Annotated in this window: 22 protein-coding genes; 10 read left to right on the top strand and 12 right to left on the bottom strand. The window is 53.4% G+C overall.

Going from position 1 to position 26,256, the window contains the following annotated elements; translation table 11 throughout:
* Positions 1-91 precede the first annotated feature (91 nt).
* Together prsK and prsR are read left to right on the top strand one after the other, a co-directional pair.
* On the top strand, positions 92-2,191 hold the full coding sequence (gene prsK, locus ACH5Y9_RS01480; RefSeq protein ID WP_445368258.1) for an XrtA/PEP-CTERM system histidine kinase PrsK: 2,100 nt from the start codon (positions 92-94) through the stop codon (positions 2,189-2,191).
* Positions 2,178-3,554 (top strand): PEP-CTERM-box response regulator transcription factor, encoded by a 1,377-nt coding sequence (gene prsR / locus ACH5Y9_RS01475; protein WP_445368257.1) that lies wholly within the window; start codon positions 2,178-2,180, stop codon positions 3,552-3,554. Before prsK ends, prsR begins: the two co-directional genes overlap by 14 nt.
* Positions 3,555-3,628: 74 nt before the next feature.
* Here the strand turns inward: prsR and ACH5Y9_RS01470 are convergent, their stop codons facing one another.
* The 5 genes from ACH5Y9_RS01470 to ACH5Y9_RS01450 all read right to left on the bottom strand — a co-directional run bounded on the left by ACH5Y9_RS01470 (position 3,629) and on the right by ACH5Y9_RS01450 (position 11,591).
* Complete coding sequence (locus ACH5Y9_RS01470; RefSeq protein ID WP_445368256.1) at positions 3,629-4,399, bottom strand: PEP-CTERM/exosortase system-associated acyltransferase; 771 nt, start codon at positions 4,397-4,399, stop codon at positions 3,629-3,631.
* 166 nt (positions 4,400-4,565) lie between these two features.
* Complete coding sequence (locus ACH5Y9_RS01465) at positions 4,566-7,877, bottom strand: transglutaminase family protein (protein WP_445368255.1); 3,312 nt, start codon at positions 7,875-7,877, stop codon at positions 4,566-4,568.
* A complete protein-coding gene (locus tag ACH5Y9_RS01460) occupies positions 7,874-9,127 on the bottom strand; it encodes a hypothetical protein (protein WP_033155699.1) in 1,254 nt (417 codons plus the stop codon). The genes ACH5Y9_RS01465 and ACH5Y9_RS01460 overlap by 4 nt, the downstream gene beginning before the upstream one ends.
* A 92-nt stretch (positions 9,128-9,219) precedes the next feature.
* The gene (locus tag ACH5Y9_RS01455; RefSeq protein WP_033155700.1) at positions 9,220-10,164 is read right to left on the bottom strand and encodes an alpha-E domain-containing protein; all 945 of its coding nucleotides are present in this window, start codon (positions 10,162-10,164) and stop codon (positions 9,220-9,222) included.
* Complete coding sequence (locus ACH5Y9_RS01450; protein WP_171694496.1) at positions 10,158-11,591, bottom strand: circularly permuted type 2 ATP-grasp protein; 1,434 nt, start codon at positions 11,589-11,591, stop codon at positions 10,158-10,160. Before ACH5Y9_RS01450 ends, ACH5Y9_RS01455 begins: the two co-directional genes overlap by 7 nt.
* 215 nt (positions 11,592-11,806) lie before the next feature.
* On the opposite strand from ACH5Y9_RS01450, the gene ACH5Y9_RS01445 reads away from it, so the two are divergent.
* Positions 11,807-12,688 (top strand): PfkB family carbohydrate kinase, encoded by an 882-nt coding sequence (locus ACH5Y9_RS01445; RefSeq protein WP_445368254.1) that lies wholly within the window; start codon positions 11,807-11,809, stop codon positions 12,686-12,688.
* A 35-nt stretch (positions 12,689-12,723) separates the two neighbouring features.
* Here the strand turns inward: ACH5Y9_RS01445 and ACH5Y9_RS01440 are convergent, their stop codons facing one another.
* From ACH5Y9_RS01440 to ACH5Y9_RS01420, 5 genes are all read right to left on the bottom strand, one after another.
* Positions 12,724-13,458, bottom strand: coding sequence for a DUF5765 domain-containing protein (locus ACH5Y9_RS01440; protein WP_445368253.1), 735 nt, complete (start codon positions 13,456-13,458; stop codon positions 12,724-12,726).
* A gap of 167 nt (positions 13,459-13,625) precedes the next feature.
* Positions 13,626-14,786, bottom strand: coding sequence for an efflux RND transporter periplasmic adaptor subunit (locus ACH5Y9_RS01435; protein ID WP_445368252.1), 1,161 nt, complete (start codon positions 14,784-14,786; stop codon positions 13,626-13,628).
* A gap of 8 nt (positions 14,787-14,794) precedes the next feature.
* On the bottom strand, positions 14,795-16,240 hold the full coding sequence (locus tag ACH5Y9_RS01430; protein ID WP_445368251.1) for an efflux transporter outer membrane subunit: 1,446 nt from the start codon (positions 16,238-16,240) through the stop codon (positions 14,795-14,797).
* Positions 16,240-17,820 carry a DHA2 family efflux MFS transporter permease subunit gene (locus tag ACH5Y9_RS01425; RefSeq protein ID WP_445368250.1) on the bottom strand — a complete coding sequence of 527 codons (1,581 nt, stop codon included), beginning with the start codon at positions 17,818-17,820 and terminating at the stop codon, positions 16,240-16,242. Before ACH5Y9_RS01425 ends, ACH5Y9_RS01430 begins: the two co-directional genes overlap by 1 nt.
* A 24-nt stretch (positions 17,821-17,844) precedes the next feature.
* Positions 17,845-18,702, bottom strand: a complete 858-nt coding sequence (locus ACH5Y9_RS01420; RefSeq protein ID WP_445368249.1) for a hypothetical protein — start codon at positions 18,700-18,702, stop codon at positions 17,845-17,847.
* Between the two features lie 91 nt (positions 18,703-18,793).
* Here ACH5Y9_RS01420 and ACH5Y9_RS01415 point away from each other — a divergent pair, with 91 nt between their 5' ends.
* Entirely contained in the window at positions 18,794-19,726 is a 933-nt protein-coding gene (locus ACH5Y9_RS01415; RefSeq protein WP_445368248.1) for a LysR family transcriptional regulator, read from the top strand.
* On the opposite strand, the gene ACH5Y9_RS01410 is transcribed toward ACH5Y9_RS01415, so the two are convergent.
* Both ACH5Y9_RS01410 and ACH5Y9_RS01405 read right to left on the bottom strand, forming a co-directional pair.
* A complete protein-coding gene (locus tag ACH5Y9_RS01410; RefSeq protein WP_445368247.1) occupies positions 19,699-20,685 on the bottom strand; it encodes a 2Fe-2S iron-sulfur cluster-binding protein in 987 nt (328 codons plus the stop codon). The two genes, ACH5Y9_RS01415 and ACH5Y9_RS01410, sit on opposite strands and share 28 nt — an antisense overlap.
* Positions 20,686-20,700: 15 nt before the next feature.
* The gene (locus ACH5Y9_RS01405) at positions 20,701-21,081 is read right to left on the bottom strand and encodes a group I truncated hemoglobin (RefSeq protein ID WP_192376058.1); all 381 of its coding nucleotides are present in this window, start codon (positions 21,079-21,081) and stop codon (positions 20,701-20,703) included.
* 197 nt (positions 21,082-21,278) lie between these two features.
* Between ACH5Y9_RS01405 and ACH5Y9_RS01400 the strand changes: the two genes are divergently transcribed.
* The 6 genes from ACH5Y9_RS01400 (at position 21,279) to lipA (ending at position 25,988) form a co-directional block, all read left to right on the top strand.
* Positions 21,279-21,911: a helix-turn-helix transcriptional regulator gene (locus tag ACH5Y9_RS01400; protein ID WP_445368246.1), complete on the top strand. Its 633-nt coding sequence runs from the start codon at positions 21,279-21,281 to the stop codon at positions 21,909-21,911.
* A 143-nt stretch (positions 21,912-22,054) separates the two neighbouring features.
* Positions 22,055-23,218, top strand: coding sequence for a D-alanyl-D-alanine carboxypeptidase family protein (locus ACH5Y9_RS01395; RefSeq protein ID WP_445368245.1), 1,164 nt, complete (start codon positions 22,055-22,057; stop codon positions 23,216-23,218).
* Positions 23,215-24,054, top strand: a complete 840-nt coding sequence (locus tag ACH5Y9_RS01390; protein ID WP_445368244.1) for a D-amino acid aminotransferase — start codon at positions 23,215-23,217, stop codon at positions 24,052-24,054. The genes ACH5Y9_RS01395 and ACH5Y9_RS01390 overlap by 4 nt, the downstream gene beginning before the upstream one ends.
* Positions 24,051-24,317, top strand: coding sequence for a YbeD family protein (locus tag ACH5Y9_RS01385; RefSeq protein ID WP_026603734.1), 267 nt, complete (start codon positions 24,051-24,053; stop codon positions 24,315-24,317). The genes ACH5Y9_RS01390 and ACH5Y9_RS01385 overlap by 4 nt, the downstream gene beginning before the upstream one ends.
* 9 nt (positions 24,318-24,326) lie before the next feature.
* The gene (gene lipB / locus ACH5Y9_RS01380; protein ID WP_445368243.1) at positions 24,327-24,947 is read left to right on the top strand and encodes a lipoyl(octanoyl) transferase LipB; all 621 of its coding nucleotides are present in this window, start codon (positions 24,327-24,329) and stop codon (positions 24,945-24,947) included.
* 81 nt (positions 24,948-25,028) lie between these two features.
* Complete coding sequence (gene lipA / locus ACH5Y9_RS01375) at positions 25,029-25,988, top strand: lipoyl synthase (protein WP_445368242.1); 960 nt, start codon at positions 25,029-25,031, stop codon at positions 25,986-25,988.
* The last annotated feature ends 268 nt before the right edge of the window (positions 25,989-26,256 follow it).

The following is a 26,256-nucleotide window of genomic DNA, read 5'->3' as shown; positions in this document are numbered from 1 at the left end:
CCTGAATCTGCAAAGTAATGATCCTGCCTACTGCTTATAAGGTCGTATAATGATTATACGTATTGAAAAAACACTTAAACATCGACGCTAAATGCAAAGCTACATTTATTACAGCTACTTAAGCGCAGCCATCGCTTATGGTTTTTTACTTTTATACGCTTGCTTTAGGAAAAACTGGCATCTGCCTTTCATAATAGCAGTTTTGTGCTCGTTAGCATGGTGCACAAGCGTGATAATCGCCACAAAAAATAGCCATTTCTTCTTTGCTGACACGCTACCGTACGAAACTCTCCGGAATGCATCTTGGTTTCTTCAACTTGGAACGCTGCTGTCCAAACAAATATACAACGATCACAAGCAAATATTTAAGTCGAACGTTAGCGTAGTCGTTACCCTGATTTTAATGCTGGTTTTAGGTATCGAGATCTTCCCTGGCAGCCTAACCCTAATCCGAGAACATCTAAACGTCGATCCTCGTTTCGCATCGCACGTTGTATCCGCTGTATTTGGCCTCATCCTAGTTGAGCAGCTTTATCGCAGCACCCCCCTGAAGCAAAGGTGGAATCTCAAATTTCTGTGTATAAGCCTTGGCTCGCTATTCGCATTCGATTTGCTCGTTTACAGCAAATCACTGCTATTCAGTAGCCTGGACTTCGAGCTATGGCAGTCACGAGGTGCAATTAACGCACTCATGACACCACTTTTAGCAGTCACATTGACCCGACTAAAGCTTAACAGCCAAAGTACGGAACTGACAACACCTCGCAAAACTATTTTTTACTCAACGATTCTCCTCGGTTGCGGCATCTATTTAATCCTTATGTCGTTTGCCGGTTTTTATATCAAACGCGCAAATACCGAATGGGGTGAGGCTGCACAAACTCTGTTTATTTTTCTCGCCATTCTCCTGCTGATTATCCCGTTTACATCTGGAAAAATACGAGCGATCTCCAAGGTGTATTTTAGTAAGCACTTTTTCCACTACAGCTACGATTACCGTGAAGAGTGGCTCAAGATCAGCAAATCATTGGCAAAACTTGAGTCGCTTGAGGAACTAAAAGGATTCATCATAACTACTTTAACGGACCTAGTAGAAAGCGCAGGAGGCGGTTTGTGGTTAAAAAACGATCAAGGCCATTTTTTTCTAGCTGCAGAACAAAACCTCAAACTCACTCCGCAAGAAATTGAATATCTCCACAACATAGGCGACCTGCCTCAATATTTAGCGAACAAGCAATGGGTCATCGATTTTTTCGAACTGGCTCATGCTCCGGAAGTATACGACGACATAGATCTATCGCCGTGGTGCTACGAAGATAGCCAAGTGTGGCTGATAGTGCCGCTATTTCACCTAAACAAACTTGAAGCTTTTGTGGTGTTAACGCAGGCGCGCGCGCCACGAAAGCTTGACTGGGAAGACCACGATCTTTTAAAAACAGTGGGAATGCAACTTGCCAACGCCCTCGCTTTGAACCGGACAAGTGAAGAACTCGCCAATAATCGTCAATTTGAAACTTATCACCGCCTTTCAGCATATTTGGTACATGACCTCAAAAATCTGGTGGCCCAGATCTCCCTGATCGTAAAAAACGCGGAAAAGCATAAACATAACCCGGACTTCTTCGACGATACCATAGACACACTAAATAATGTGGTCAAAAGAATGCACCATATTGTCGAACAGTTAAAACAAGGCGAGACCAACACAACCACAGCCAATACCTTCATCAATTTGGTGGAATTGGTTAAAAACATCGCGCAACAACATCTCGGCACTCCGCCGTTGCAGATGGACACAACACTCAGCGAGTGCTTCGTGACGGCCGACAAAATCAAACTGACCAATATCTTGACGAATTTAGTTCAAAACGCCCAAGATGCCATAGCGACAAGCGATGGATGGGTTAAGCTTGAATTAACAAAAAACCAAGACTATGCTGTCATCAAAATTATCGATAACGGCATAGGTATGGACCAACAGTTCATTGCAGAACGCCTATTCAAGCCGTTCGATACGACAAAAGGCAACGCCGGAATGGGCATCGGCGCCTACGAAGCCCGAGATTACATTCTAAAGCAGTCCGGAAATATCCGGGTCGATAGCAATCCAGGCCGCGGCACTGCTTTCACCATCCAATTACCATTAGCTCAGCGAGTTTCCGCAAATCAAGGAAATAATGATCACTTCTAAAGTACTGTTAGTTATCGAGGACGATCTAGGCTTACAAAAACAACTGAAATGGGCCTTCGAGCAATACGAAGTAGTAATAGCAAGTAATAGAGACGAAGCAATAGCTGCACTTAGACGATATGCGCCAAGCGTCGTTACCTTGGATCTTGGTTTACCGCCCGACCCCACCAACGCCACTGAAGGACTCGCCACTCTCAAGGAAATTCTCGCATTAGCACCGGCCACCAAGATAATCGTGGTAACCGGCAATGATGATCGCGCAAATGCCATTCATGCAGTAGCCTTAGGTGCTTATGACTTTTATCAAAAGCCGGTAGACCCGGACGTCTTGGGCCTGATTATAGAAAGAGCGTTTCAACTCGACGCATTGGAGCGCGACTACCAAATATTGCAGCAACAAAAGCCCCTGACCGGCGTGATTGCCACCAGTCCGCAAATGCAGGCGGTCATGCGGATGATTGAAAAAATTGCACCGACTCAAGCAACCGTTTTACTAATCGGCGAAAGCGGCACCGGTAAAGAGCTATTGGCAAAAGCCTTACATCGCCTGAGCACACGCGCCTCACAACCGTTTGTAGCGGTAAACTGCGCGGCCATACCAGAAACATTGTTAGAGAGTGAATTATTTGGCTACGAGAAAGGTGCATTCACCGGCGCAGTCGCGCAAACCAAAGGCAAAATCGAATATGCGCAGGGCGGCACATTCTTTTTAGACGAAATCGGCGACCTCCCTTTTGCCTTGCAAGCAAAATTGCTGCGATTTATCCAGGAACGGGTCATAGAACGGTTAGGGGGTAGAAAGGAAATTGCCGTGGATGTGCGCATTATATGTGCAACACATCGCCATTTACCCGACCTCATTGCGCAAGGTAATTTCCGGGGCGACTTATATTACAGGCTCAGTGAGATTGTCGTTGACATTCCCCCACTACGCGAACGCGAAGGCGACATTATTACGATAGCTAATGCTTTGCTACAGCGCTATTGCCGCGAAAACAACTCCAAAGAAAAACATTTTTCCCACGACGCCGCTCGTGCTCTTGAAGCTTATAACTGGCCTGGCAACATTCGGGAGATGGAGAACAAAATCAAACGTGCGGTCATTTTATCCGACAACAATTTCGTCACCGCCGAAGAGCTGGAAATTGGTACCGATAGCGACAAGTCTATGCCGCTGAATCTCAAATCGGTACGAGAAGCGGCAGAAACGATCGCCATCAAACGCGCACTGACCTACGCAGACAATAACATATCCGAAGCAGCTAAATTATTGGGTGTTACCAGGCCAACCTTGTACGGTTTATTTGAAAAATACGGACTGCAAGCTTTGCTGCGTAATCATACTGATGAACACCAGGATTGACATAGAAGGCCTACCAGCGAGAACGGTTGATAATTGCAGGCTAGGGTTTTACGCGGCGGATTTAAACGGATAAATCAGATTCTCGACACATAAGAAATAACGCCGATTTGCTTTACCTGGCGCCCCCTCATATCGACAGGAACGTCAGTTGCAATATCCGAATATAAGCGAAAATCGTGTCGGTAACCCTCAAACCACAAAGAGTTTTCCAGCACTTGCTTTGTATTCAAATAATACAGCAGACGTGCACTTTGACGACTAGCATCACCCAGTTGCTGTATATCTAAGCCTTGTTTCTTAATACTGTACGCCAGTGCCGGATTGGCTAACATATACCAATATTTAATGCCCTGCTGGACGGAATAAACCGCCGCTGCCCGATACAGCCCCCACATTATGTCTCTATTGATATTGCGGTAATCGTGCAGAAAACTAATTTTGCGATTTTCTTCAGCTACCTCTACAGCCGAGTTTCTGAAGGCAAAGCGCCTTGCGTCCTTAGTAACGCATAGCCTGGAAATTTCAACGGAATTTTTGTATCTGCCGTTTGGTAGCCGTTGATGTGAACTACTGCTTTCTTGAAACGGAAAAACGTGACCTTTGGGCATGACCATTCTCAGCCCGCCCAACCACTGCTGAGTATATTTATGCCTGACTAAAAAATGAACTGCGCTTTTATCCCATTCATCGTTTTCTTGCTGCGCCGGAAACCGCTCCGTATCGTCGAAGCCCATTTGATCGCAATAAACCCGGTATCTGAGTTGATAATGAATTTTTTTACTTTCCGGCGTATCAGCTAAAAATACCTCGAAACAATGATCGAAAGACTGCTTCTGTCGATTCAAGAGACACCCCACCCTATAAACAAATATTCATAACAAGTTCAAATAGCTATAGCCGCTTTGTCTCGTTCCGCAGGTAAGGATGGTATAGCAAATCGAGTCAATTTCAAGCAAAATTGTAAAAAAAACCGACACTCGCTGATTAGGTTTTTTAATTTCCTCGTTCTATCTAGCTCGCATTCCAACGTAAATCCAGCGTAAACGGATAATCTTTATTGAACTCCTCACTCGGTAATTCCAACACGGTTTCGGTCGGCGTATGCCCGTGCTGCCAAAAACGACTAACCCTGCGTCCTTCAGCCTCGTAAGCATTAACTGGCAGCGTGTCGTAGTTGCGGCCGCCGGGGTGAGAGACATGATACGTACAACCGCCGATAGACCGACCGTTCCAGGTATCGACCAAATCAAATACCAGCGGAGCCTGCACACCGATAGACGGATGCAAAGCCGACGGCGGGTTCCAAGCCCGATAACGGATACCCGCCACCAGCTCTCCTTGCTTGCCGGTGGCCTTTAACGGCACCCTGCGACCATTGCAGGTTAAGGCATAGCGTTCACCCATCGCTCCACTCAGCGACACCTGCAAGCGCTCCACCGAGGAGTCGACATAACGGGCGGTGCCGCTGCTGGTGATTTCTTCGCCTAACACGTGCCACGGCTCAATAGCCTGATACAGATCCAATTGCAGATCGTTAACCCGCAGACTACCGATTCTAGGAAACCGGAATTCCAAAAACGGCGCGAACCATTCCGTCTTGAATTCATAACCCGCAGCTTGCAGATCGCGCGCCACATCGTAAATATCGCTGGCAATGAAATGCGGCAACATAAATCGATCATGCAATTGCGTCCCCCAGCGCACCAAAGGCTTCTTGTAGGGCTCGCGCCAAAACCAAGCTACCAGGGTTCGCAGCAACAGCATTTGCATCAAACTCATTCGTGCGTGCGGCGGCATTTCGAACGCACGCAACTCCAGAAGCCCAAGCCGTCCAGCATCGGTACCCGGCGCATACAGTTTGTCGATACAAAACTCGCTACGATGCGTATTGCCGGTCATATCCACCAACAAATTGCGGAACAGCCTATCGACCAGCCACGGCGCGGCCACTTCGCCCTCCGGCATCTGTTGAAAGGCAATTTCCAGCTCGTACAGGCTGTCATTGCGCGCTTCATCGACGCGCGGCGCCTGGCTGGTTGGACCAATAAACAAGCCGGAAAACAAATAGGACAAGGCTGGGTGATGCTGCCAATACGTGACCAAGCTGCGCAACAAATCCGGTCGCCGCAAAATCGGACTATCGGCGGGTGTAATGCCGCCCAAGGTCACATGATTACCGCCACCGGTCCCGGTATGCCGGCCATCCAGCATGAATTTCTCGGTGCCGAGCCGGGTCAACCGGGCCAGCTCGTACAAAGTAGTGGTGTTGTGCACCAGCTCTTTCCAACTGGCGGCCGGATGAATATTCACCTCTATCACGCCAGGATCGGGCGTCACCGGCAAACGGGTCAGACGCAAATCGTGCGGCGGCTGATACCCCTCTATTACCACAGGCATTTTCAAAGCCGCTGCCGTAGCTTCCACCGACGCGATAATGTCCAGGTAGTGTTCCAACTCGGTCGTGGGCGGCACAAATACAAATAAACGGCCTTCACGGGCCTGAACCGACAAAGCCGTATGCGGCACCCATTCCGGATCGTGCGGCCTCTCATCGTCGGCGGCGTCCATTTCGGTCGGATGTAGTCCCTGCTTGGCCATTTGACTGTAACGACGGCTAACTTCCGAATCAATATCGCCCAGAGGTTCCACAGGTTCGTACAGGCTACGTTCATGGGGGTGATCGCGCTTTTCAAACGGCACCCAAGGCAAACTGTTTAAAGGTAAACGCAAACCCATCGCCGAATCGCCCGGCACCAGGAACATAGCCCCACGCCGAAATTCCCAAGCACTGCTGTTCCAAGAGCCGGCCTGATAGCTCCAATGCAGCGGCAACACATAGCCGACCGGCGCGCCGAGATCCTCGCTGAGCAATTTGGCCAAGCGCTGACGCTCTAAGTCGTCTTTCAAATCGACTTGCAAAGGATCCAGGTTTTTCGGTACCAATCCCTCCTGTAACAGGTAGTAAAGAGGATCTTCGAAACCCGGCAGAATGAACTCGCCGGCCACGCCCAGCCGTTTCACCAAATCACGGATAAATGCATCCGCATGCTTGAGATCGAATCCATAATCACGGGTCTCATCCGCCAATAAAGCCGGATTTTTCCAAATCGGTTTGCCGTCCTTGCGCCAGAAACACGCCAACTGCCAGCGCGGCAACGGCTCGCCCGGATACCATTTGCCTTGGCCGAAATACAATAAGCCGCCCGGCGCAAAGCTGTCGCGCAAACGTCTGACCAATTTTCCGGCCAACTTACGCTTTTCCTCGCCGTCAGCATCGGTATTCCATTCCGGCGCATCCATGTTATCGATGGACACAAAAGTCGGCTCGCCGCCCATGGTTAAGCGTACATCACCCGCTTTCAGCTCGGCATCAACCTTTTCGCCCAGACGCTCAATGTCTGACCATTGCCTATCGGTATAAGGTTTGGTAACCCTGGGATCTTCATGGATGCGGCTGACACGATTGGAAAAATCGAAGGTAGTCTCGGCCTTTCCGATAAAGCCGCCGCTGACCGGCGCCGCGCTGACATAATCGGCGGTACAGGCCAAGGGAATATGACCCTCTCCGGCAAACAGTCCGGACGTCGGATCCATACCTATCCAGCCGGCGCCGGGAATATACACCTCGGCCCAGGCGTGCAGATCGGTGAAATCGTGATCGGTACCCGACGGCCCGTCCAGCGATTTCACATCCGCCACCAGCTGCACCAAATACCCCGATACAAAGCGCGCGGCCAAACCCATGTGCCGCAATACCTGCACCAGTAACCAACCGGAATCTCGACAGGAACCCAACTTTTTTTCCAGGGTTTCCTCGCAACTTTGCACGCCCGGCTCCATGCGGATTGCATAGTTGACGACCTGGTTCACGGCTTGATTGATGCCGACCAGAAAATCGACGATACCTTGTTTATCCCGCTTCAAGCCGGCCAAAAAGCCTTTGAGCAAAGGCCCTTGCTCGCGAATTTCCAGGTAGGGCGCCAGCTCCTTGGCCAATTGCTCAGGATAAGCAAACGGGTAATGTTCCGCGTATTCCTCCAGAAAAAAATCAAAGGGATTGATTACCGTCATATCGGCGATCAAATCCACCTCTATCGAAAACTCCGTGGTTTTTTCCGGAAACACCAAGCGCGCCAGATAATTGCCAAACGGGTCCTGCTGCCAGTTAATGAAGTGCTTATCCGGCTTGATAGTCAATGAATAGGCACTGACCGCCGTCCGCGAATGTGAAGCCGGCCGCAGCCGCAGCACATGCGGCGTCAACTGGACCGGATGATCGTAGTGGTAACTGGTTTTGTGGTTAATCGCGACTCTGATACTCATGCTGACACCGGACTGGCTGCTTCACTCTCTGCCTGCAACAAGCGTAGATTTTCCTCTACCCCGGCCGCGTGCGTTAATTCAGCAACATTCTGCTTGGTGAAAAAACCATCGAAATTACCGAAACGCTGCACGTATTCCACGATCAACGACGAATGCTCGGAAGCACTGGAAAAAATCTGTTTCAAACCTTCCTCACGCGATCCGATGACATCCAGCAGAAAGTCTTTACCTCTGGCCCGGATAGCCTGCACTACATAATCGATATTGGCCTGGCCGTTGATCTCACCGTCCGCTACTTCCAAAGCCACATGATGCAAGCGCGGTCCATAGTTGCGCACGAAACTCTCGGTCGGTGACGGCAAGCCCACCAAATGATTAACAAAATACGGATGATTGGCGGCGGTAAACACTTTGGCCGGACTAATGCGTTCCTCGGGATAATGAATGCTTTTGGTGACGTTGGTCGAAGAATTCTGATTGGCAATATCGTAGGACCCCCAATAGTAATAACTGGAGAGCGTCAAATATTCCAAAATCGCCACTTCCCGATTCTGGCTGTAAACCCGGGTAGCTAAATGATCGATGGGCCGGATAAGTTTATCCAGACCCAATTCTTCCTGAATTTCCTTAGCTTGCAGATAGCCGCGATTCACTTCGTCGAGAATGATGCTGTTTCCCAAGGCATATACTCTGATGTCCTCCGGCGGCCGCTCCCAGTATGCAACGATGTTATGGGTATACGGCGACGGCTTGACGATGGCCATATTCCCCGGCAATTCCAGTTTGCGAATTTGATCCTGGTTAAAAAAGCGGATTTCCCTGGCTTTTTGCTGCTCGACCACTTCGTGCAAATTGCTGACCCGGAAAATTTCGCCCATATAGCGCGAGTTAGGCTTGTGGGCACCAATCGGATACACCTCGTTCAGACTGCGGAAAATGTCAGCCCGACCGGGTGCACGCACTTCCCGCACCAACAAGTCCGGCGAATTCATATCAATCCGCAGCACGTGAGTCCAATGGCTCTCGGACTGTAAAGTGACCAGATAGTGGTAAGGCGTCATCAAGGCCAATTCGCTGACATAGGCCGCCGAACAGCCTGGCTCCACCGTCAACATTAACGCATCGATTTCGCGGATCATTTCGGTCAGGCCGGTTCGATCCCGGTTTTCCAGCAACTTGACCAGAAACTCGTCAAACCAGGGCGAATTGGCCTTGTCGCCCTGTTTGGGGTGGATCAGTGAATTTATCATCCGTTTTCCTCTAACTCTATTTGTCCGCCAGGCTGAATCGCCAAAATTTTGCTTAAACAGTCGGTGCAGCAATACACTGTTTACACAAGGACTTATTCCGGTCCGTTAAGAAAGGCCCGCTGAATTTCAACGCCGAGCGCGTTGTTGCGCAAAATGAAATCCTGCAAAAACTGATGCAAGCCCGTCTTAAAAATGTCGGCCATCCGCCCGTAATGCAGCCGCGCATGATTTTCGCCGGCCAAGCGCAGACACTCCCGGCCCCGCTGCCGACACAGTTGCTCCAGGATAGGCGCCAATTCGTCGTAACAGGCATGCAAGGAGCGCGGCATGTCGTCGCGTAACACCAATAGCTCGGCCACTTTCCAAGGCTCAATGGTATCTCTAAACACTTTTTGATAGGCCTCGAATGCAGACACCGAACGCAGCAAGGAACTCCATTCGTAATAATCGACCTGGCCCTCGGGAGCTTCCACGGCCGGCAACAGCAATTGATACTTGGCATCCAGCAGCCGGGCGGTATTGTCGGCCCGCTCGACAAAGCTGCCCAAACGCACAAACTTGTAACTGTCGTCGCGCAACATGGTGCCGAAGGTAACACCGCGAAACAGGTGCGAACGCGATTTCACCCAATCGCAAAATTCGCTGATCTCAGCTTCTCTTAAACCTTGTCGAATCCGTTGCCTAAGTTCCAACCATAAGGCATTGACGGTCTCCCACATTTCCGAAGACATCGCCACTCGCACGGCACGCGCGTTTTCGCGCGCCGAGTTAAGAGCACTGACGATGCTGGACGGGTTACGCTCATCCAAAGCCATGAACTGAATCACATTGACCGCAGTGTAGCCGGAGTAGTTTTTCTCGAAAGCCTCGATATCGTCGGCAATCTGCACCGGGGGTTTCCAGCGTGCGGCTTCGTCGTAGGCGCTATTGGCGACCAGTGACATCCGATAAGTAACGTCCAGCACCCGCGCCATATTCTCGGCGCGCTCGATGTAACGGGCCATCCAGTAAAGATGGTCGGCGGTGCGGCTTAGCATGTTGAGTCTCCGTGCAATACCCAAGTGTCCTTAGTGCCGCCGCCCTGCGAGGAGTTCACCACCAGCGAACCTTCCCGCATCGCTACTCGGCATAAGCCTCCCGGCACCAGCGTGGTGGTTTTGCCGGACAACACAAACGGCCGTAAATCGACGTGCCTTGGGGCCACGCCCTGCTCGACTAAGGTCGGACAAGTCGACAAAGCCAGAGTCGGCTGGGCGATGTAATTGTCGGGCTCGGCCAAAATCCGCGCCCGAAAATCCTCGATCTGCTGTTTGGATGAGGTCGGCCCCACCAACATGCCATAACCGCCGGAACCCTGCACTTCCTTGACCACCAGCTCCTCCAGATGCTCTAACACATATTTCAAATCGTCGGGATTTTCCAGTTTATACGTGGGCACATTGGACAAAATAGGCTCCTCACCCAGATAAAAACGCACCATCTCGGGCACATAGGTATAAGTAGCTTTGTCGTCTGCCACTCCCGTGCCAATCGCGTTAGCCAGCGTGACGCCCCCATTGCGATACACCGAGACCAAGCCCGGCACGCCCAGCATCGAATCTTCGCGAAACGCCAGCGGATCGAGAAAATCGTCGTCGATGCGCCGATAAATCACGTCAATGCGCTTTGGGCCTTCCGTGGTGCGCATGAACACTCCATTGTCCTTGCAAAACAAGTCCTGGCCCTCTACCAGTTCTATACCCATTTGCTGCGCCAGAAACGCATGTTCGAAATACGCACTGTTATAGGCGCCAGGAGTCAACAACACCACAGTCGGGTCATAAACCCCGGGCTGCGCCACCGCCCGCAAATTGTTCAATAGCACCTGCGGATAATGCTCGACCGGCGCTACCGCATAACGGCGGAACAGTTCCGGGAACAGACGCATCATCATTTTGCGGTCTTCCAGCATGTAGGAAACCCCGGACGGTGTGCGCAGATTGTCTTCCAGCACATAAAATTCATTCTCGGCGGTACGCACTATGTCGACACCGGCGATATGCGCATAAATCCCGCCCGGCACATCCACGCCCTGCATTTCCGGCCGATACATCTCGTTTTCCAGAATGCTGGCGGGGACGATACCGGCTTTGATGATTTCCTGATCGTGATACAGATCGTTCAAAAACGCATTCAGCGCCGTGACTCGCTGAATCACGCCAGCCGACAATACCCGCCATTCCGTGGCGGCCAGAATCCGCGGCACCACATCAAACGGAATTAAGCGCTCAGCGCCGGCCTCGTCGCCGTAGACATTAAAAGTAATGCCCACCCGCCGAAACAGCATTTCCGCTTCGCGGGACTTTTGCATCAACTGGGCGTGATCGGTACTGCTCAACCACTCCGCGAAGGGTTGATACAGCCGCCGGACGCTACCGGTTGAGGTACGCATTTCATCGAAAAAAGTATTTATATTCATGACCATCTTTCAGCAATCCACATGCCAATCTTATTAATGTCTATTTATCAAAAAGTTAAATCGCCGCCACATCACCCAAACTGCTTTACGCACCACATCAGTGCAGCACACATCGGTAAGCGCCCTGAAAACGACCATAGCCGTTCACACGCCATTGTCATTTCCGCAGGCGTTGATTATTGTGATTGCTCTAAACCAGCAATTGCGGCGAGGCCAGACAGATGCAAACAGCTTTTTTCACGATATTCGGTGAAGTACTATTCGACAATTTTCCGGACGGCAGCCGAATCCTCGGTGGCGCGCCATTTAATGTCGCCTGGCATCTGCAAGCTTTGGGCCGGCCAGCCCTGTTTATCAGCCGTGTGGGGGAAGATGACGCCGGCCGCGAGATCCTCGCGGCCATGCAAAGTGTCGGCATGACTCGATCTGCCATGCAGATAGACGCTGCTCACCCAACAGGCAGCGTAGCGGTCAGCATAACAGACGGGCAACCCAGCTACCGGATTCTGGACCGGCAAGCTTACGACTACATTGATGCCGAGGCGTTCCATCATGCCCCCAAACAGGACTTGCTCTATCATGGCAGCCTGGCTTTACGAAACCCGGTTTCCAGACAAACATTGCTTGATATGCAACAGAACTGGAGTGGCCCGGTGTTTCTGGATGTCAATCTGCGCGCGCCCTGGTGGCAAGCGGATGAGGTCTTGGGCTGGATCGCCGGCGCGGATTGGTTGAAACTGAACGATGAAGAGTTGGAATTATTGCTGCCTGGCCAGCAGAGCATAGACACCAAGATGCGCCTATTGCAGCAGACATATCATTTAAAAGGCGTGGTGCTTACGCGCGGCAGCCAAGGTGCGCTGGCGCTGAATTCATCTGGGGAGTTGTTCAGTATCGCCCCCGAAAGCCATATTGAAATAGTCGATACGGTCGGTGCCGGCGATGCGTTTGCAGCAGTTTTGTTATTGGGGATTGCCGAAAACTGGCCTATGCCCGTGATGCTAAAACGGGCGCAGGAGTTTGCGTCGGCGTTGGTAGGTCAGCGCGGCGCTACCGTCGCCGACCCAGCGTTTTATCAAGGGTTTATTGAAGCTTGGCAATAGCAGAGGCGTAATGTCTTGTGCCTCTGCGGCACTAATCAAGACTGTTGTCTGGCAGGCACACCGTCTGACCAATCGTCAGACTGGGCGGAGAAAAGCTTTTTAAATGTCGGCATGAAGCTGGCGGTGATCGGGATCGAATAAAAACAATACATCGCCGCCGCCTCGCCGGTACTGACGCCAAACAGCCATTGCGGCATGAACAAGGTCATCAACGCGCCAAAACAATGGTAGATGCCGATTCGCCAATTGTTTTTCCAGACAAACGCGCTGAACGCCAACGCAAACAGTGACCCATGGGTCACCAGCAAACCAAAGGCGCTGGAGATCGCATAACCGATGTGGTAAATGCCCATGAACAGGCAGGAGTTCATCCTGCCGATAAAGTTAGGATCTATGTCAAACAGTTGCCAGTCGTTCGGCAAGCGGGTCAAAATCAAAAACAAACCGCTCAAAGAGCTGCCGACGATAAAGGCTTTTTTCAAAGCCTTAGGGTCTGACGAATACGTCGCCAAAGCCGGCATGATCGCAAAGGCTTGCAGGCTGATATGCACCGACGACAACTCGCTCAGAAAAAGGTTGGTCCCGTAACCGCACTGATCGGCCACCGGATACGCAAAATACTGAATAAACTCCATCAACGAGAAGTGAAAAATGGCGTAAGCCCTCGCCAGTTTCACCCAAAAGGTTTCGTCCTTATCCAGGAAAGTTACCGTGGAGGCAACGAGCCCCGCCACTCCCAGGCCCAAAGACATATTGGCGCTAAAACACATGGTTAATCCGTCATTTAAATTTTTAGAAGCGGCGCGTACCTTGTCGCAGTCGCCGGTTTGATTTATGAGTGTCGGCCATTTTTGCCGGAAGGCAAAGATACACGTAGCCGCGCATTATTGCAGCAATTTTGTGGAAATTAATCGCTAGCCGCCTGAATACGGCCGAACTAGTGCGGCCGATTGGCCAACTCAATCTGTTCTATCAACTGTTCGGCACCCTCCAACTCTCGATCATAAACATCGGTGCGATAAGCCTCGCCATTCAGCGTAACCGCGGATGCCGATACCAAACCGTCGGCTTTTTCTATGTTGATACGGGTTAATGTAGACAAGCCTGGCTGCAAGGGATTGGCCTTGAGTTCCCCTGCATCCAGCGCGATACGCACCTGCAAACGCTCGGCTATATGAATGAAATTGCCGGTAGCATTATCGGTCGGCAACACTGCAAAGATGCTGCCGGTACCCGGGTTGATGCCTTGCACCCGGCCGTGATACATCCGGTCGTCGCCATACGCCGCGACGCGCACTACCGCCGCCTGCCCCGGCCTGACCCCGGCGATCTGACTTTCCAGAAAGTTGGCTTCTATCCATAGATCGTTCAGCGGCACGATAGCCAGTAAGGGCGCACCAGCCTTCAGCGTATCGCCAACTTGTACCTTGCGTTTGGCCACGCAACCGGACACCGGCGCCACCAGATTCCGGCGTTGGTAATCCAGAAACGCCTGGCGCAAGCGGCTCTTGGCTTTTTCCACGGCAGGATGATTATCTATCCCCGAATCCAGCAATTGCGCCTCAATGCCGCTTTGTTCGGCGCGAATTTCTTTAATCGCCGCCTCCAGTTCGTGGCTTTTATCTTGGGCATTTTGCAGTTGCTGATCGGAAACCGCGCCGTCCTTGGCCGCCGCGTTGAAGCGCGCCAGGTCGTGATTGACCTGTGCCAGTAAAGCTTGTTTCACCAAGGCCCGCTGCTTCAGCGTCTCGGCTTTGGCCTGCAAACTAACGATATTCCGCACCGCTTCCGCCAATTCGGCTTGCGTCTGCTGCAAGGCAATGCCGGCATGCACACCATCCAGCCGAACCAAAACCTGGCCTTTTTCCACGCACTGGGTGTTTTCCGCCAATACTTCGATCACGGTACCGTCAGTCTGGGTTTTCAACGTAATTAAATGCCCGGCCACGAAGGCGTCGTCAGTGGCCACCCAGTCGCGATGCTCCAACCACCAATACGCCAGATAAGTCAAACCGGTCAGCAGCAAAGCCAAGGTGACGCCTTGCAAGCGGCGCCGGCGTTGGCGCAGAATTTCCCGAGGACGAATTTTTTTTGGCATGTTTGCGGTCATGGCTTTGCGGGTTTAGTGTCGCTGTAGCCGCCGCCCAGCGCTTTGAGAATGTTGATCTCGGCTTTGTGTCGCTCGCCCACCAAAGCCGCCAAGCGAAACTGTTGTTGATAGACCTCCAATTTAGCCAAACTCGGCGCGGCGCGATCAGACAAGCCATGACTGCGTAAACTGTCGGCCAGTTTGTCGGCGGCTAATGCGTCGGCCAGGCTTTGCCGCTGTGCCGCCAGACGCTCATCCAGCTCGCGCCAGCGGCTCAGCGCATCCGCCACTTCCTGCACCGCATGCACCAAGCTGCGGTTATAGCGCTCGACGGCCGCGTCATAAGCAGACTCTTGATACGCCAAATTGGCGCGCAGCCGGCCGCCTTCGAAGATCGGAAACTCGATGGAAGGCCCGACCGCGTAAGCCAGACTGGAACCTTGCAACAACACGTCGCTCAAGCTGACGCTATGCAAGCCGGTGAAGGCCACCAGATTGACGTCCGGATAAAACGCGGTCTCGGCAACCTTGATTTCCTCAGCCGCCGCCTCGGCATGCAGCCGCGCCGCGCTAATATCGGGACGATGCGCCAGTAAATGCAGCGGCAAATCCATCGGCAGGGTTAACGCTTGCTCAAGCCGATCCGGTTCGATGACGATGCCCGCCCCCCAATCTGGCCCCTTCCCGGCCAGCGCCGCCAACAGGTTTTTACTTAATTCCACGTCGGCGCGCGCCGCAGCCAAACCTTGTTCGGCGTTAGCAAGAGCTATTCTGGCCTGCAATAGCGGTGCATCGGCGGCCAAACCGGTCGCCAGGCGCGTTTGTTCGAATCTCAACAAGGCCTGGCGCTCGGCGACGATGTTCTCGGCGATGCCTTGTTTTGCGGCGGCAGCCAACAATTCGAAATAACCCCTAGCCACGGTAGATGACAATAGCAGGCGCGCATCGGCCAGTTCCGCCGCGGCCGCCAGCGAACGGCCAACCGCGCCTTGCAGAGCCGCTGCATCGCGCCCCCAAAAATCCAGGTGGTAACGCAAGATCAAGGGGTTAATCAGCATCTGCCGAAAGTTTTCGCCGGCCAACTTGGCTTGCACGCTGTTCGCCGAGAAGCGTTGCACCGAAAAGCTGACGTTGGCATCAACCGTCGGATAAAGCTCGGCGGCCTGCGCATCGACCATCGCCTGAGACTGCCGCAACCGGGCGGCGGTGGCCTTCAAATCCGGATTATCGGCCAGCGCCGTGCTTATCAAGCGCTGCAATTCCGGGCTGGCGAAGCCGGTCCACCAATCCGGCGTCGGCCAGGCATCGCTGCTTGCGAAACTGCCGCGCGCATCAGCAACGGTGTTGGTCATGTCGGGCATGGGTAACAGACTGACGCGCGCGCCTTCTTCGTCGCCGAACCGGGCGCAACTTGACGAAATACCCAACATTAACGCCAGTGCAATTAGCTGACGAGCGGACATCAGGCCTCCTCCGCCAGCAGTTCCTGAGTTTCCCGGCGCAGCTCCTGCTCGACGCTAACTTTAACCGGGGTGCGAGTTGGGTGCGCCAACCAAACTAGCGCCGCCATGCCGACAAACACGCAACCGGCCATCCAGAACGCATCGTTCATGGCGTGTAACACCGCATCACGTCCGGCCAGCTTGGCATATTTGGTTAACGCCGCCGGCTCGGCAAATCCCAGGAAATTTAGCGTTGACAAGGTAGGATGATCTGACAATTCAAACGCGCCGTGATTTTCGGCAAAGCGGGTCAGATGCTGCGGCGCCCGCCGGTACAGCACGATGCCTTGCACGGCAATGCCGATTGCCCCGGCCGCTATCCGCAACAGATTAGCCAATTCCAGCGCCCGCCATTGCCGTTCGGCTGGCAAGCCGTGCAGCAGCAAAGCGGTCATCGGCACGAAAAAGCTGCCCAGGCAGGCGCCCTCCAGCAACTTCGGCCAGAACAATTGGGCAAACGAGTCAGGATCGTCGAAGCGACTCAGCCAAAAATAGGTGGCGGCAAATCCCAGCAAATTCGCACTCGCCAACAGCCGGGCATCGCAGCGTTTGACGATCTCGTGCAAGACGCTGGCCATCGGCTTGGCGCAGATAGCCATCGGCAGAAATACCAAACCGGCTTCCCACGACGAATAGCCGAACGCCAGTTGCAACTGCACGATCAGCAAGGACAGCAAGCCTTGAAAATACAGAAAACCGGTGAATAAAATGAACACGCCAATACTGAAATTGCGGTGGGCAAACAGGCGAATATCCAGAAATGGCCGACGCACGCGCAATTCCCATACCACCCAATAAATCAGCGTGGCGGCTATCAACGCGATTAAGCCTTTGATGTAAGCCGAATTGGTCCAGTCCCAATCGTTGCCCTGATTCAACAAAGTCTGCAAAGCAAACACCAGCATCACCGACAACATAAATCCGACGCTGTCAAAGCGCTGCCAGGATCGCCGGTGACCGCGCCGATACAACAGCGCGCCGACGATACCGGCAATCGCAAATGCCGCTGGGATGTTGAGCCAAAATAGCCAGCGCCAACCCAGGTTATCGGCTATCCAACCACCCAAAGGCGGGCCGAAGGTGAACGGCGTCAACGTGAATAGGCTCCAGATACCGATACCTAGCGATTTACGTCTATCGGGATATTCCTTCAGCAACAAGGCCTGACCCAAGGGCAGCGTCAAGCCGCCGGCAAATCCCAGCACAATGCGGCCAGCCAGATAGCCATAAAAGGCAGTGCAATAGGCGCAGAGGAAAGAGGCCAAGGCAAACGCCAGGAAAGCCGCGACGAAGGGCCGGTATTCGCCGAAGCGCCGCGCCAACCAGCCGCCCACCGGAAACGCCAGCGCCAGCGCTATCATGTAATCAGTCTGGGTCCAGGTCGCAAAACTGGGCGGCACACCCAAGCCGCCGGCCAATCTGGGCAGCATGGCGATGTACGCGCCGGCATTGAAGATCACCAACGCATGCCCAAATCCCAGACATAGGTTAAACAGCTTAAACCGCCAGCCGCGCAGACGCTTTTGATAGACGAGGCTCATCCGCTTATCGGCCTGGTCAACACGCTAAGATTCGTCGGCTTGAGGGGGTAGGCGCAGACCAATGTCACCCAAACTTTGCCGCAACAGTGGCACCGCCATATCGCTGATCAATTGTTTAAACGCGCCACCGCCATTGTCCAGAGAGGCGAACGCCTGATCGTCAACCCTGAAACTTTCCGATAGTGTCCGAGCGATGACATGGCGCGAGACGGGATCGATCAGCTTGATCATTAGCTGCAAAGACGTTTGCCCTTCAAAAATCCGATACCTGCCGATCCCAACTTCTATCACCGCGTCGTAGTGGCCCATCGTCGCATAATCAATTGACGTGGTGTTCTGGCCGTACCAAGCTTGCATCGCCTGATGCCAATGTTGCAAACTGGCGTCGCCCGCCGTAGGCAAGGGGTAATACTCGCGACTCAATTCCCCTTTGCGATTTTCCGCAGCCAGTAGACCAGGCAGCTTCTGCGCCGCCGCCTTGGCGGGCGTCCAACCCAAATCGGTATTTACAGGGCTACCGGCAGCGCTTGGCGCCGCCTTGGTCATCGCGTCCACATCAGCCGTTTGGCTGTCAATAACCATGCCCGCAATTTCGATACCGCCAGGGATTTGATAAAGCTCAGTAGGCAGTGCATAACCCATCGCCATGTTTTCGAAATGTCGATAAGCAGGGTCGCGCCGCTCGATCAAATCCGGTATCACTTCCAGCGGCGGCGCTTGCACCGGCACAATCAAAAAACTGTGCAATCGGTCGATCTGCGACGCGGCGGGCTTAATACTCGGCGCCGTGCATGCCGCCAGCAAACACGGCAAAGCCAATCCCAGCAGGACGTTTTTATGGTTGCCCCAAAGCCTGGTGAATAAACATATTGAAGTTTTCATGACTTCCTCCGCACCCAACAATGCCATCGAATCGATACATTACTCAGGAGGTACTATAAAAACCACGTTGATATAAGACAAGCGATATTTATTGGACTTTAATATCGATAAATGCAATATTAAAACCATGGACATCGACCAAATCAGAACCTTTTTAAGCGTCGCGGCCAACGGCAGTTTTCTGGAAGCGGCCAATCGTTTGTACGTAACGCAATCGACGGTCAGCACCCGCATCCAGCGCCTGGAGGCTTATTTGGGCGTGACGCTGTTTGTCCGCAATCGCTCCGGCGCCAGCCTGACCTTACCGGGCCGGCGTTTTTTACAACATGCCAAATCCTTGCTATTAACCCTGGAACAAGCCCGGCACGACATCGGCTTGCCCAGCCGGTTTCGCGGCAGTATCAGCATCGGCGCACGGATTGCCCTCTGCGAAACCTTGTTGCCGGAATGGATCAGTGAAATACGGCGGGCCATGCCTGACATTTCCATCCGCAGCGACATCGGCTTTGAGGAAGACTTGATGCGCAGCCTGGTAGCGGGCGCGCTGGACATAGGCTTGATGTACACCCCCCAGCACAGCCCCGGCCTGCAAATCGAGCATTTGTTCGATGAAACCCTGGTGCTGCTGACCACCGACCCCACCCAGCCCTGGCCGAACGACGATTACATTTATGTCGATTGGGCGCCCGGATTTTACGCCCAGCACAGCAATAGTTACCCCAATCTGGAACGGCCGGCGCAAGTGGTCAATATCGGCTGGATGGCGGTACAGCTGATTCTGGCGCAAGGCCGCGGCTCCAGTTTCCTACCGGTACGCCTGGCCGAACCGCTGCTACAAGCCGGCAAACTGTTTCCGGTCGCCGATAGCCCGCAATTCAAATTACCGGCCTACATGGTGTCGCAGCGCGATAACGATGCGCCGGTTTTGCAGCAGGTGCTGGAGCAGATCCGCGCCCTGGCGGTACTGGAGCGGCAAAAGGTTTACGTGCTGCCCAATCAATCCAAGGTGGCCGACGCGACATGAAATGCATCGGCATGGATGTCCTGCAAGGCCGCGCCATGCAAAAACGCCTGGCGCTTGGTCTGATGCACCATATCCGGATGGCCGCATAAATACAGCCGCCAACCTTTCAGACTAGGCAAACTCGCCATCGCCACGTCGTTGGCCCGGCCCCTGGCCACGCCATCAGGCGCATCGCCGCGTGAGATACAGGCGGTGTAATGGAAATTTGAGTATTGGTCGGCAAGCGCCTGCATTTCCTCGATCCAATACAAACCATCCATCTCGCGGCTGCCATGGAACAGATGAATATCGCCGCTGTGGCCGTGGTGCAAAGCCTCGCTGACTATGCCCGCCAATGGCGCCAAACCGCTGCCGGTGCCGATCAGCAATAGATTTTTCTCCGGAGCGGTCGGCAGGTAATAACACAGGCCCTGCGGATCAGATACCTCGAGTTTGTCGCCTACCTGAAGTTCCCGGTGCGCCCATTCGCTGAAGCGGCCTCCGGCCAAGCGGCGGATATGAAAACTTAATTTGTTGGCTTGCAAGCGATTGTTGGCAATCGAATAACTACGGGTCAATCCGTCGGCGCGTTTCAGATTCACGAACTGGCCGGCGTAATAATCCATGGTTTCCCGGCACCGCAAGGTGAGTTGCAGCGTCTCCGCATTCAACAAACTTTTTTCAATTACCGTCGCTTCGGTGAAAAAATCGGCGGGCGGGCTAATGCTGATAGACATATCCTGCTGCGGATAGCACAGGCAGGCCAGGAAATGGTTCTGATGCCGCAATACGTCTTTTAAACCGTCTTGCGCCGCCAGCGGCGGCGGGCCCTGCAAGCTGCGCACCGTACAGCTTTGACAAGCGCCCTGCCGACAACCGTAGGGGATGTCGATGTTTTCGCGCAGACAGGCGTCCAGCACGGTTTCGCCAGACTCGCAAACAATTTCGCGGTCGTTCACGCTGAGTTTATGCAAGCTCATCCCCTACTCCGGCGCCTAGCGGTCCAACACGTCGTTACGGGTGCTTTCGGCAATCGCCGCGACTTGATTGATCAACTCTTGCGGCACATTCAGTTCTTGCAAGGTAGCCGCCAGATTTTCGACCACCGCATCAAAATGTGAATCATCCAAACCCAGTTTTTTAACCAGATGCGCATGGGCTTGACGCATATCGGCGCCGGAATAGTTATTCGGACCGCCGAAGGCCATGGTTAAAAAGGATTTTTGTTTGGCGGCCTGTTTGTCCATATCGGTGTTATCGAAAAAGCGGTTGATGCGGTGATCGCTCAAGACTTTGCGATAAAAAATATCGACAGCAGCGTTAACGGCCGCTTCGCCGCCTAGTTGTTCGTAAAGAGTTGCCGTGGTTTCGCTCATGATGGTCTGCCTTTCATTGCAAATTAAAAAAATGCGGCTGTTTAAAGCCGAGCGCAGAGTAAGCGAAAAAAACTACTTTTGCAATATTTTTATTATAAAAGTTATTTATATGTCAAAAATAGGCTTATAGCGCTTTGCGTGATAGCTGATCCGGCGTAGAATGCCGCATCACTTATTTCCGACCGCCAGACACGCATATGGTCAAACTTACCGGCTCGCGCCAAGAGCAAATCTTAAAATTACTGCTATCCACCACGTCCGGCATGAGCATCGACGAGCTAGCCGCGCAATTGGAGATTTCCAGAAACGCCGTCAAACAACATCTCACCGGCCTGGAAAAAGATCAGTTGGTTCAGGAAGCGGCGCTGAACAGCACCGGCGGCCGGCCTTCGCGCAATTACATACTGACCGAACAAGGCCGCAACCGCCTACCCAAGCAATATCCCTGGTTTTGTAATTTGTTGCTGGGCGAGTTGAAAACCGAACTGGGCGAAACGGCCTTACGGCAAATGCTGTGGCGCATGGGCGTCAATCTGGCACAGTCGCTGGCCCCGCAATTCAGCGGCAAGGACCCGGCACAGAAACAAAGCGCGCTGCTGGAATTGATGCAATCGTTGGGTTATCACGCCGAAATGGACACCGAACAAACCCAGCCGACCATTAAAGCCGTTAACTGTGTTTATCACGATTTAGCGCAGCAGCACCCGGAACTATGCGAATTTGATCGCGCGCTGATGTCCACTTTATTGGATAGGCCCGTCGAGCAAACCGCTTGCATGGCCTTGCAGGATTGCGCCTGCAAATTCAAAATCTGCCATACAAGCGCCTGAGCCAACTTCCCAACTATTCCAAACAGTTGCCAAAATTTCCGGCTTTGGACTAAAGCGCCTTAGCACAATACGCGGGTTTTTCTACGCGGCGGCTCTCGGTGTTACAATGTTGTTTTCCAGAATGACTATTTTGAATCGCGACCATGAGCCAACCTTTCCGCACGACAACCAGCCTGTTTAGCGGGCTGCTGTTATTGTTAACCGCCTTCTCGCTGCAAGCCGCCAGCCCGATTTTCACGCCCGCCGCTCCCAGCGTCGCGGCCTCCAGTTACTTTTTGATGGACTTCGACAGCGGCCGGGTATTGGCCGAAAAAGACGCCGACAAGCGCGTATCGCCCGCCAGCTTGACCAAAATCATGACCGCCTACGTGGTGTTCCGCGAGCTCAAAGCTGGGCATTTGACGCTGGACGAGAAAGTCACGATCAGCCAGAACGCCTGGGAAACTGGCGGCTCAAAAATGTTCGTTGAGGTAAACAAGCAAGTGGCGGTCGAAGACTTGTTGCAAGGCATGATCATTCAATCGGGCAACGATGCCAGTGTGGCCTTGGCTGAACACGTCGCCGGCAGCGAGCAAACCTTCGCGACGATGATGAACGAACAAGCCAGCCGCCTGGGGATGTCCAACAGCAATTTCGAAAACGCCACCGGCCTGCCCAGCCCCAACCATTACAGCTCGGCACATGACCTGGCGACCTTAGCCCGCGCGGTGATCAAGGAGTTCCCGGAGTACTACCGCTGGGACAAACAAAAAGAATTTACTTACAACGGCATCACCCAGCAAAACCGCAACCTGTTGCTATGGCGTGATCCTTCCGTTGATGGCTTGAAAACTGGTTTTACCGACGATGCCGGCTATTGCATGGTGGCTTCCGCTAAACGTGAAGATATGCGTTTGATTTCGGTAGTCATGGGTACCGCCAGCGCCGGCGCACGCTCCAACGAGAGCCAATCGCTGCTGAATTACGGTTTCCGCTTCTTCGAAACCCACCGATTGTACGAAGGCAATAAGCCCTTGGGCGAAGCGCGGGTCAGAAAAGGCGTGACCTCCAAAGTTGCAGTTGGTTTGCCGGAAGACCTGTACGTCACCGCCCCACGTAAACACTTTAACGAGTTAAAAGCCGAAACGCAGATTGACAAAGGCGTATTCGCGCCGCTGAACAAGGGCGACACGGTCGGCAACCTCAACATTTCGTTGGCTGGCGAATCCATCCTCAGCAAACCGCTGGTGGCTTTGGATGCTGTCGCCGAGGGCGGCATTTTCCGCCGTCTCTATGATGCAGCCATTGGTTTACTGGAAAAAGAATGACCGAGCAAGTCTATCTGAACGGCGCTTATCTGCCATTAGCCGACGCCAAGGTGTCGGTGCTGGATCGCGGTTTTTTATTCGGCGACGGCGTCTACGAAGTGATTCCGGCTTATAACGGCCGGCTGTTCAGACTGGAAGATCATATTGCCCGGCTCAACAACAGCCTGAACGGCATCCGCTTGCCGTTGCCGCATAGCGTCGCGGACTGGGAAGCGATTTTCCGGCCGCTACTGGCGGATGACCGCGATCAATACATTTACCTGCAAGTCACCCGCGGCTACGCGCCGAAACGCGATCACGGTTTTCCCGAGCAAATCGTACCGACGATATTTGCAATGTCTGCGGACATCAAGCCGTTCGCCGGCCGGATCGACGGCATCAAGGCGATGACGCTGGACGACACCCGTTGGCAGCTGTGCAACATCAAAGCCATCACCTTGCTGGGCAATATTCTGCTTAGGCAGGAAGCGCTGGATCAAGGCAGCGCGGAAGCGATACTGGTGCGCAACGGTTACGTCGTCGAAGGCGCGGCCAGTAATCTGTTTGCGGTGCTGGACGGCGAATTGATTACGCCGCCGAAAGGCCATGAGATCCTGCCCGGCATTACCCGCGACGTGATTCTGGAATTGGCGGCCGCGCACAACATCCCTTATCAAGAAGACATCATCGCACTGGAAGCGCTGCACAACGCCAGCGAAATCTGGGTCACCAGTTCCACCCGCGAGATCGTGCCGGTCATCGAACTGGACGGCCAGCAAGTCGGCGACGGCAAGCCCGGCCCCGTCTGGAAACACATGGACGACTTATTGCAAGCCTACAAAAAATCACTGTCATGAGCGAAACCGAAAGCTTACTGGAATTTCCCTGCCAATTCCCTATCAAGGTGATGGGCAAACATCGCGACGATTTCGACGCCATCGTCGTGGAAATCGTCCGCCGCCATGTCCCGGACATCCTGGAAGGCGCGGTCACCACCCGGCCCAGCAAAGGCGGCAATTATCTGTCGGTGACGGTCATGATCGAAGCCCATAGCCGCGAACAACTTGACGCAATCTACCTGGGCTTGACAGCCTGCCCCGATGTGCTGATGGCGCTGTAAACCGGACTGATGCCCAGCAAGGCGACGACCGTCCTGCGTAATTTGGGGCGACAAGACTATCTCGGCGTCTGGCGAGACATGCAGCAGTTCACAGCGGAACGCGATGGTGACACGGCCGATCAAATCTGGATCGTCGAGCATCCGCCGGTTTATACCCTGGGTTTAAACGGCAAGCGCGAACATTTTCTTAAAGCCAATAACATCGAAATCGTCGAAAGCGACCGCGGCGGTCAAGTGACCTATCACGGCCCCGGCCAGTTGGTGATTTACCTATTGGCCGATTTGCGCCGTTTAAACAAAGGCCCCAGACAAATGGTGACCATCCTGGAAAACGCGGTGATAAACACCTTGCGGCAATACGGCATTGCCGCCCAGGCCGAGCCCAAGGCACCGGGCGTCTACGTCAATCAGCAAAAAATTGCTTCGCTGGGCCTGCGTATCAAGCGCGGTTGCTGTTACCATGGCCTGAGCATCAATAACGATATGGATTTGGCGCCGTTTGCAGACATCAATCCCTGCGGCTATGCCGGCTTGCAAGTCACGCAACTGGCCGATTTGGGAATTAAGATCACTAATCAGGAACTCGCGGTGCCGGTTGTGCATCAGTTACTGCAAGCAATAGAACTCTGAAACAAGCAAACTCGACGAGCATCGCTGGAAACAGCCAAGCTTGCGGAGACTCAAAAACCAACCCAAGTGCCCGGTGGCAATATGACACTCAACGCCCCTTCCCGCTCCACGCCTGAAACTCATCAACGCAATGCCGACAAGCTATCGCGGATTCCGGTAAAAGTGGAAAAGCCCGAACAAATCTTGCGCAAGCCGGACTGGATCCGCATCAAATTGCCCAGCGGCGACCAAGTCAATCGCATCAAGCAATCATTGCGCGAACATCGCCTGCACACCGTCTGCGAAGAAGCCGCCTGCCCCAACTTGAGCGAATGCTTCAGCCACGGCACCGCCACCTTTATGATCATGGGCGATTTGTGCACCCGCCGCTGTCCATTTTGCGATGTCGCCCACGGCAAGCCGCAACCCTTGGATGCAGAAGAACCGGCCAACCTGGCCGCGACCATCGCCGCAATGGCCTTGAAATACGTGGTTATCACCTCGGTAAACCGCGACGATTTGCGCGACGGCGGCGCCAGTCATTTTGCCGCTTGTATCGCGGCAGTGCGTAGCCAGTCGCCTAATACCACCATCGAAGTATTGGTACCGGATTTTCGCGGCCGTATGGACACCGCACTGGATATTCTGCAACAACAGCCTTGCGATGTGTTCAACCACAATCTGGAAACCGTGCCGCGCCTGTATCTGCAAGCCCGCCCCGGCGCCGATTATCACGTTTCGCTAAAACTGCTGCAACAACACGGCCAGCTTCTGCCTGAAGTACCGACCAAATCCGGCTTGATGCTAGGCATAGGCGAGACCGAAGCGGAAGTGATCGAGGTGATGAAAGATCTACTGGCCCACGGCGTCAGCATGCTGACTTTGGGCCAGTATTTGCAACCCAGCAAGGACCATTTGGCGGTACAGGAATACATTCATCCTGACCAATTTCAGCGCTATGCCAAGATCGCCCGCGAATTGGGATTCAAACAGGTCGCCAGCGCGCCCTTGGTACGGTCTTCCTTTCACGCCGATTTGCAGGCAGCGGGTGTTGGCAAATAGCAACACATCCCAAGCTATACAAACATCCCGATAGCGTTTGAGCTTTGTCGCATCATAGCCGTCAATCGCGCATGGATAAAGAATACGCAAGCAAGCAAATCCGGCCCGTAACTGATTCGCGGAGTGGTATCAATTGCCAACCCGCAAGGGGCGACGTCGAACATTATATTTACTTCGGTACTCAGTGAAATCGGCTGAGCCGGTTCTTGATTTCCTCTAGCGCGTAAGCCGGCTGATTTAAGGTCATCGGTTTGTGGCTGAATAGCCG

The sequence above is a fragment of the Methylomonas sp. BW4-1 genome (assembly GCF_052474385.1).
The sequence above is the reverse complement of the archived record's forward strand: the minus strand, read 5'-3'. Positions and strand labels throughout refer to the sequence as shown.

What these genes read in the sequence shown, in the direction of transcription:
- prsR (WP_445368257.1), top strand. Translation starts at nt 2,178, where the DNA reads ATGATCACTTCTAAAGTACTGTTAGTTATCGAGGACGATCTAGGCTTA.
- ACH5Y9_RS01420 (WP_445368249.1), bottom strand. Translation starts at nt 18,702, where the DNA reads ATGAAAACTTCAATATGTTTATTCACCAGGCTTTGGGGCAACCATAAA.
- ACH5Y9_RS01430 (WP_445368251.1), bottom strand. Translation starts at nt 16,240, where the DNA reads ATGTCCGCTCGTCAGCTAATTGCACTGGCGTTAATGTTGGGTATTTCG.
- ACH5Y9_RS01405 (WP_192376058.1), bottom strand. Translation starts at nt 21,081, where the DNA reads ATGAGCGAAACCACGGCAACTCTTTACGAACAACTAGGCGGCGAAGCG.
- ACH5Y9_RS01445 (WP_445368254.1), top strand. Translation starts at nt 11,807, where the DNA reads ATGCAAACAGCTTTTTTCACGATATTCGGTGAAGTACTATTCGACAAT.
- ACH5Y9_RS01435 (WP_445368252.1), bottom strand. Translation starts at nt 14,786, where the DNA reads ATGCCAAAAAAAATTCGTCCTCGGGAAATTCTGCGCCAACGCCGGCGC.
- ACH5Y9_RS01390 (WP_445368244.1), top strand. Translation starts at nt 23,215, where the DNA reads ATGACCGAGCAAGTCTATCTGAACGGCGCTTATCTGCCATTAGCCGAC.
- lipA (WP_445368242.1), top strand. Translation starts at nt 25,029, where the DNA reads ATGACACTCAACGCCCCTTCCCGCTCCACGCCTGAAACTCATCAACGC.
- prsK (WP_445368258.1), top strand. Translation starts at nt 92, where the DNA reads ATGCAAAGCTACATTTATTACAGCTACTTAAGCGCAGCCATCGCTTAT.
- ACH5Y9_RS01395 (WP_445368245.1), top strand. Translation starts at nt 22,055, where the DNA reads ATGAGCCAACCTTTCCGCACGACAACCAGCCTGTTTAGCGGGCTGCTG.
- ACH5Y9_RS01440 (WP_445368253.1), bottom strand. Translation starts at nt 13,458, where the DNA reads ATGTGTTTTAGCGCCAATATGTCTTTGGGCCTGGGAGTGGCGGGGCTC.
- ACH5Y9_RS01460 (WP_033155699.1), bottom strand. Translation starts at nt 9,127, where the DNA reads ATGATAAATTCACTGATCCACCCCAAACAGGGCGACAAGGCCAATTCG.
- lipB (WP_445368243.1), top strand. Translation starts at nt 24,327, where the DNA reads ATGCCCAGCAAGGCGACGACCGTCCTGCGTAATTTGGGGCGACAAGAC.
- ACH5Y9_RS01455 (WP_033155700.1), bottom strand. Translation starts at nt 10,164, where the DNA reads ATGCTAAGCCGCACCGCCGACCATCTTTACTGGATGGCCCGTTACATC.
- ACH5Y9_RS01425 (WP_445368250.1), bottom strand. Translation starts at nt 17,820, where the DNA reads ATGAGCCTCGTCTATCAAAAGCGTCTGCGCGGCTGGCGGTTTAAGCTG.
- ACH5Y9_RS01400 (WP_445368246.1), top strand. Translation starts at nt 21,279, where the DNA reads ATGGTCAAACTTACCGGCTCGCGCCAAGAGCAAATCTTAAAATTACTG.
- ACH5Y9_RS01465 (WP_445368255.1), bottom strand. Translation starts at nt 7,877, where the DNA reads ATGAGTATCAGAGTCGCGATTAACCACAAAACCAGTTACCACTACGAT.
- ACH5Y9_RS01450 (WP_171694496.1), bottom strand. Translation starts at nt 11,591, where the DNA reads ATGGTCATGAATATAAATACTTTTTTCGATGAAATGCGTACCTCAACC.
- ACH5Y9_RS01410 (WP_445368247.1), bottom strand. Translation starts at nt 20,685, where the DNA reads ATGAGCTTGCATAAACTCAGCGTGAACGACCGCGAAATTGTTTGCGAG.
- ACH5Y9_RS01385 (WP_026603734.1), top strand. Translation starts at nt 24,051, where the DNA reads ATGAGCGAAACCGAAAGCTTACTGGAATTTCCCTGCCAATTCCCTATC.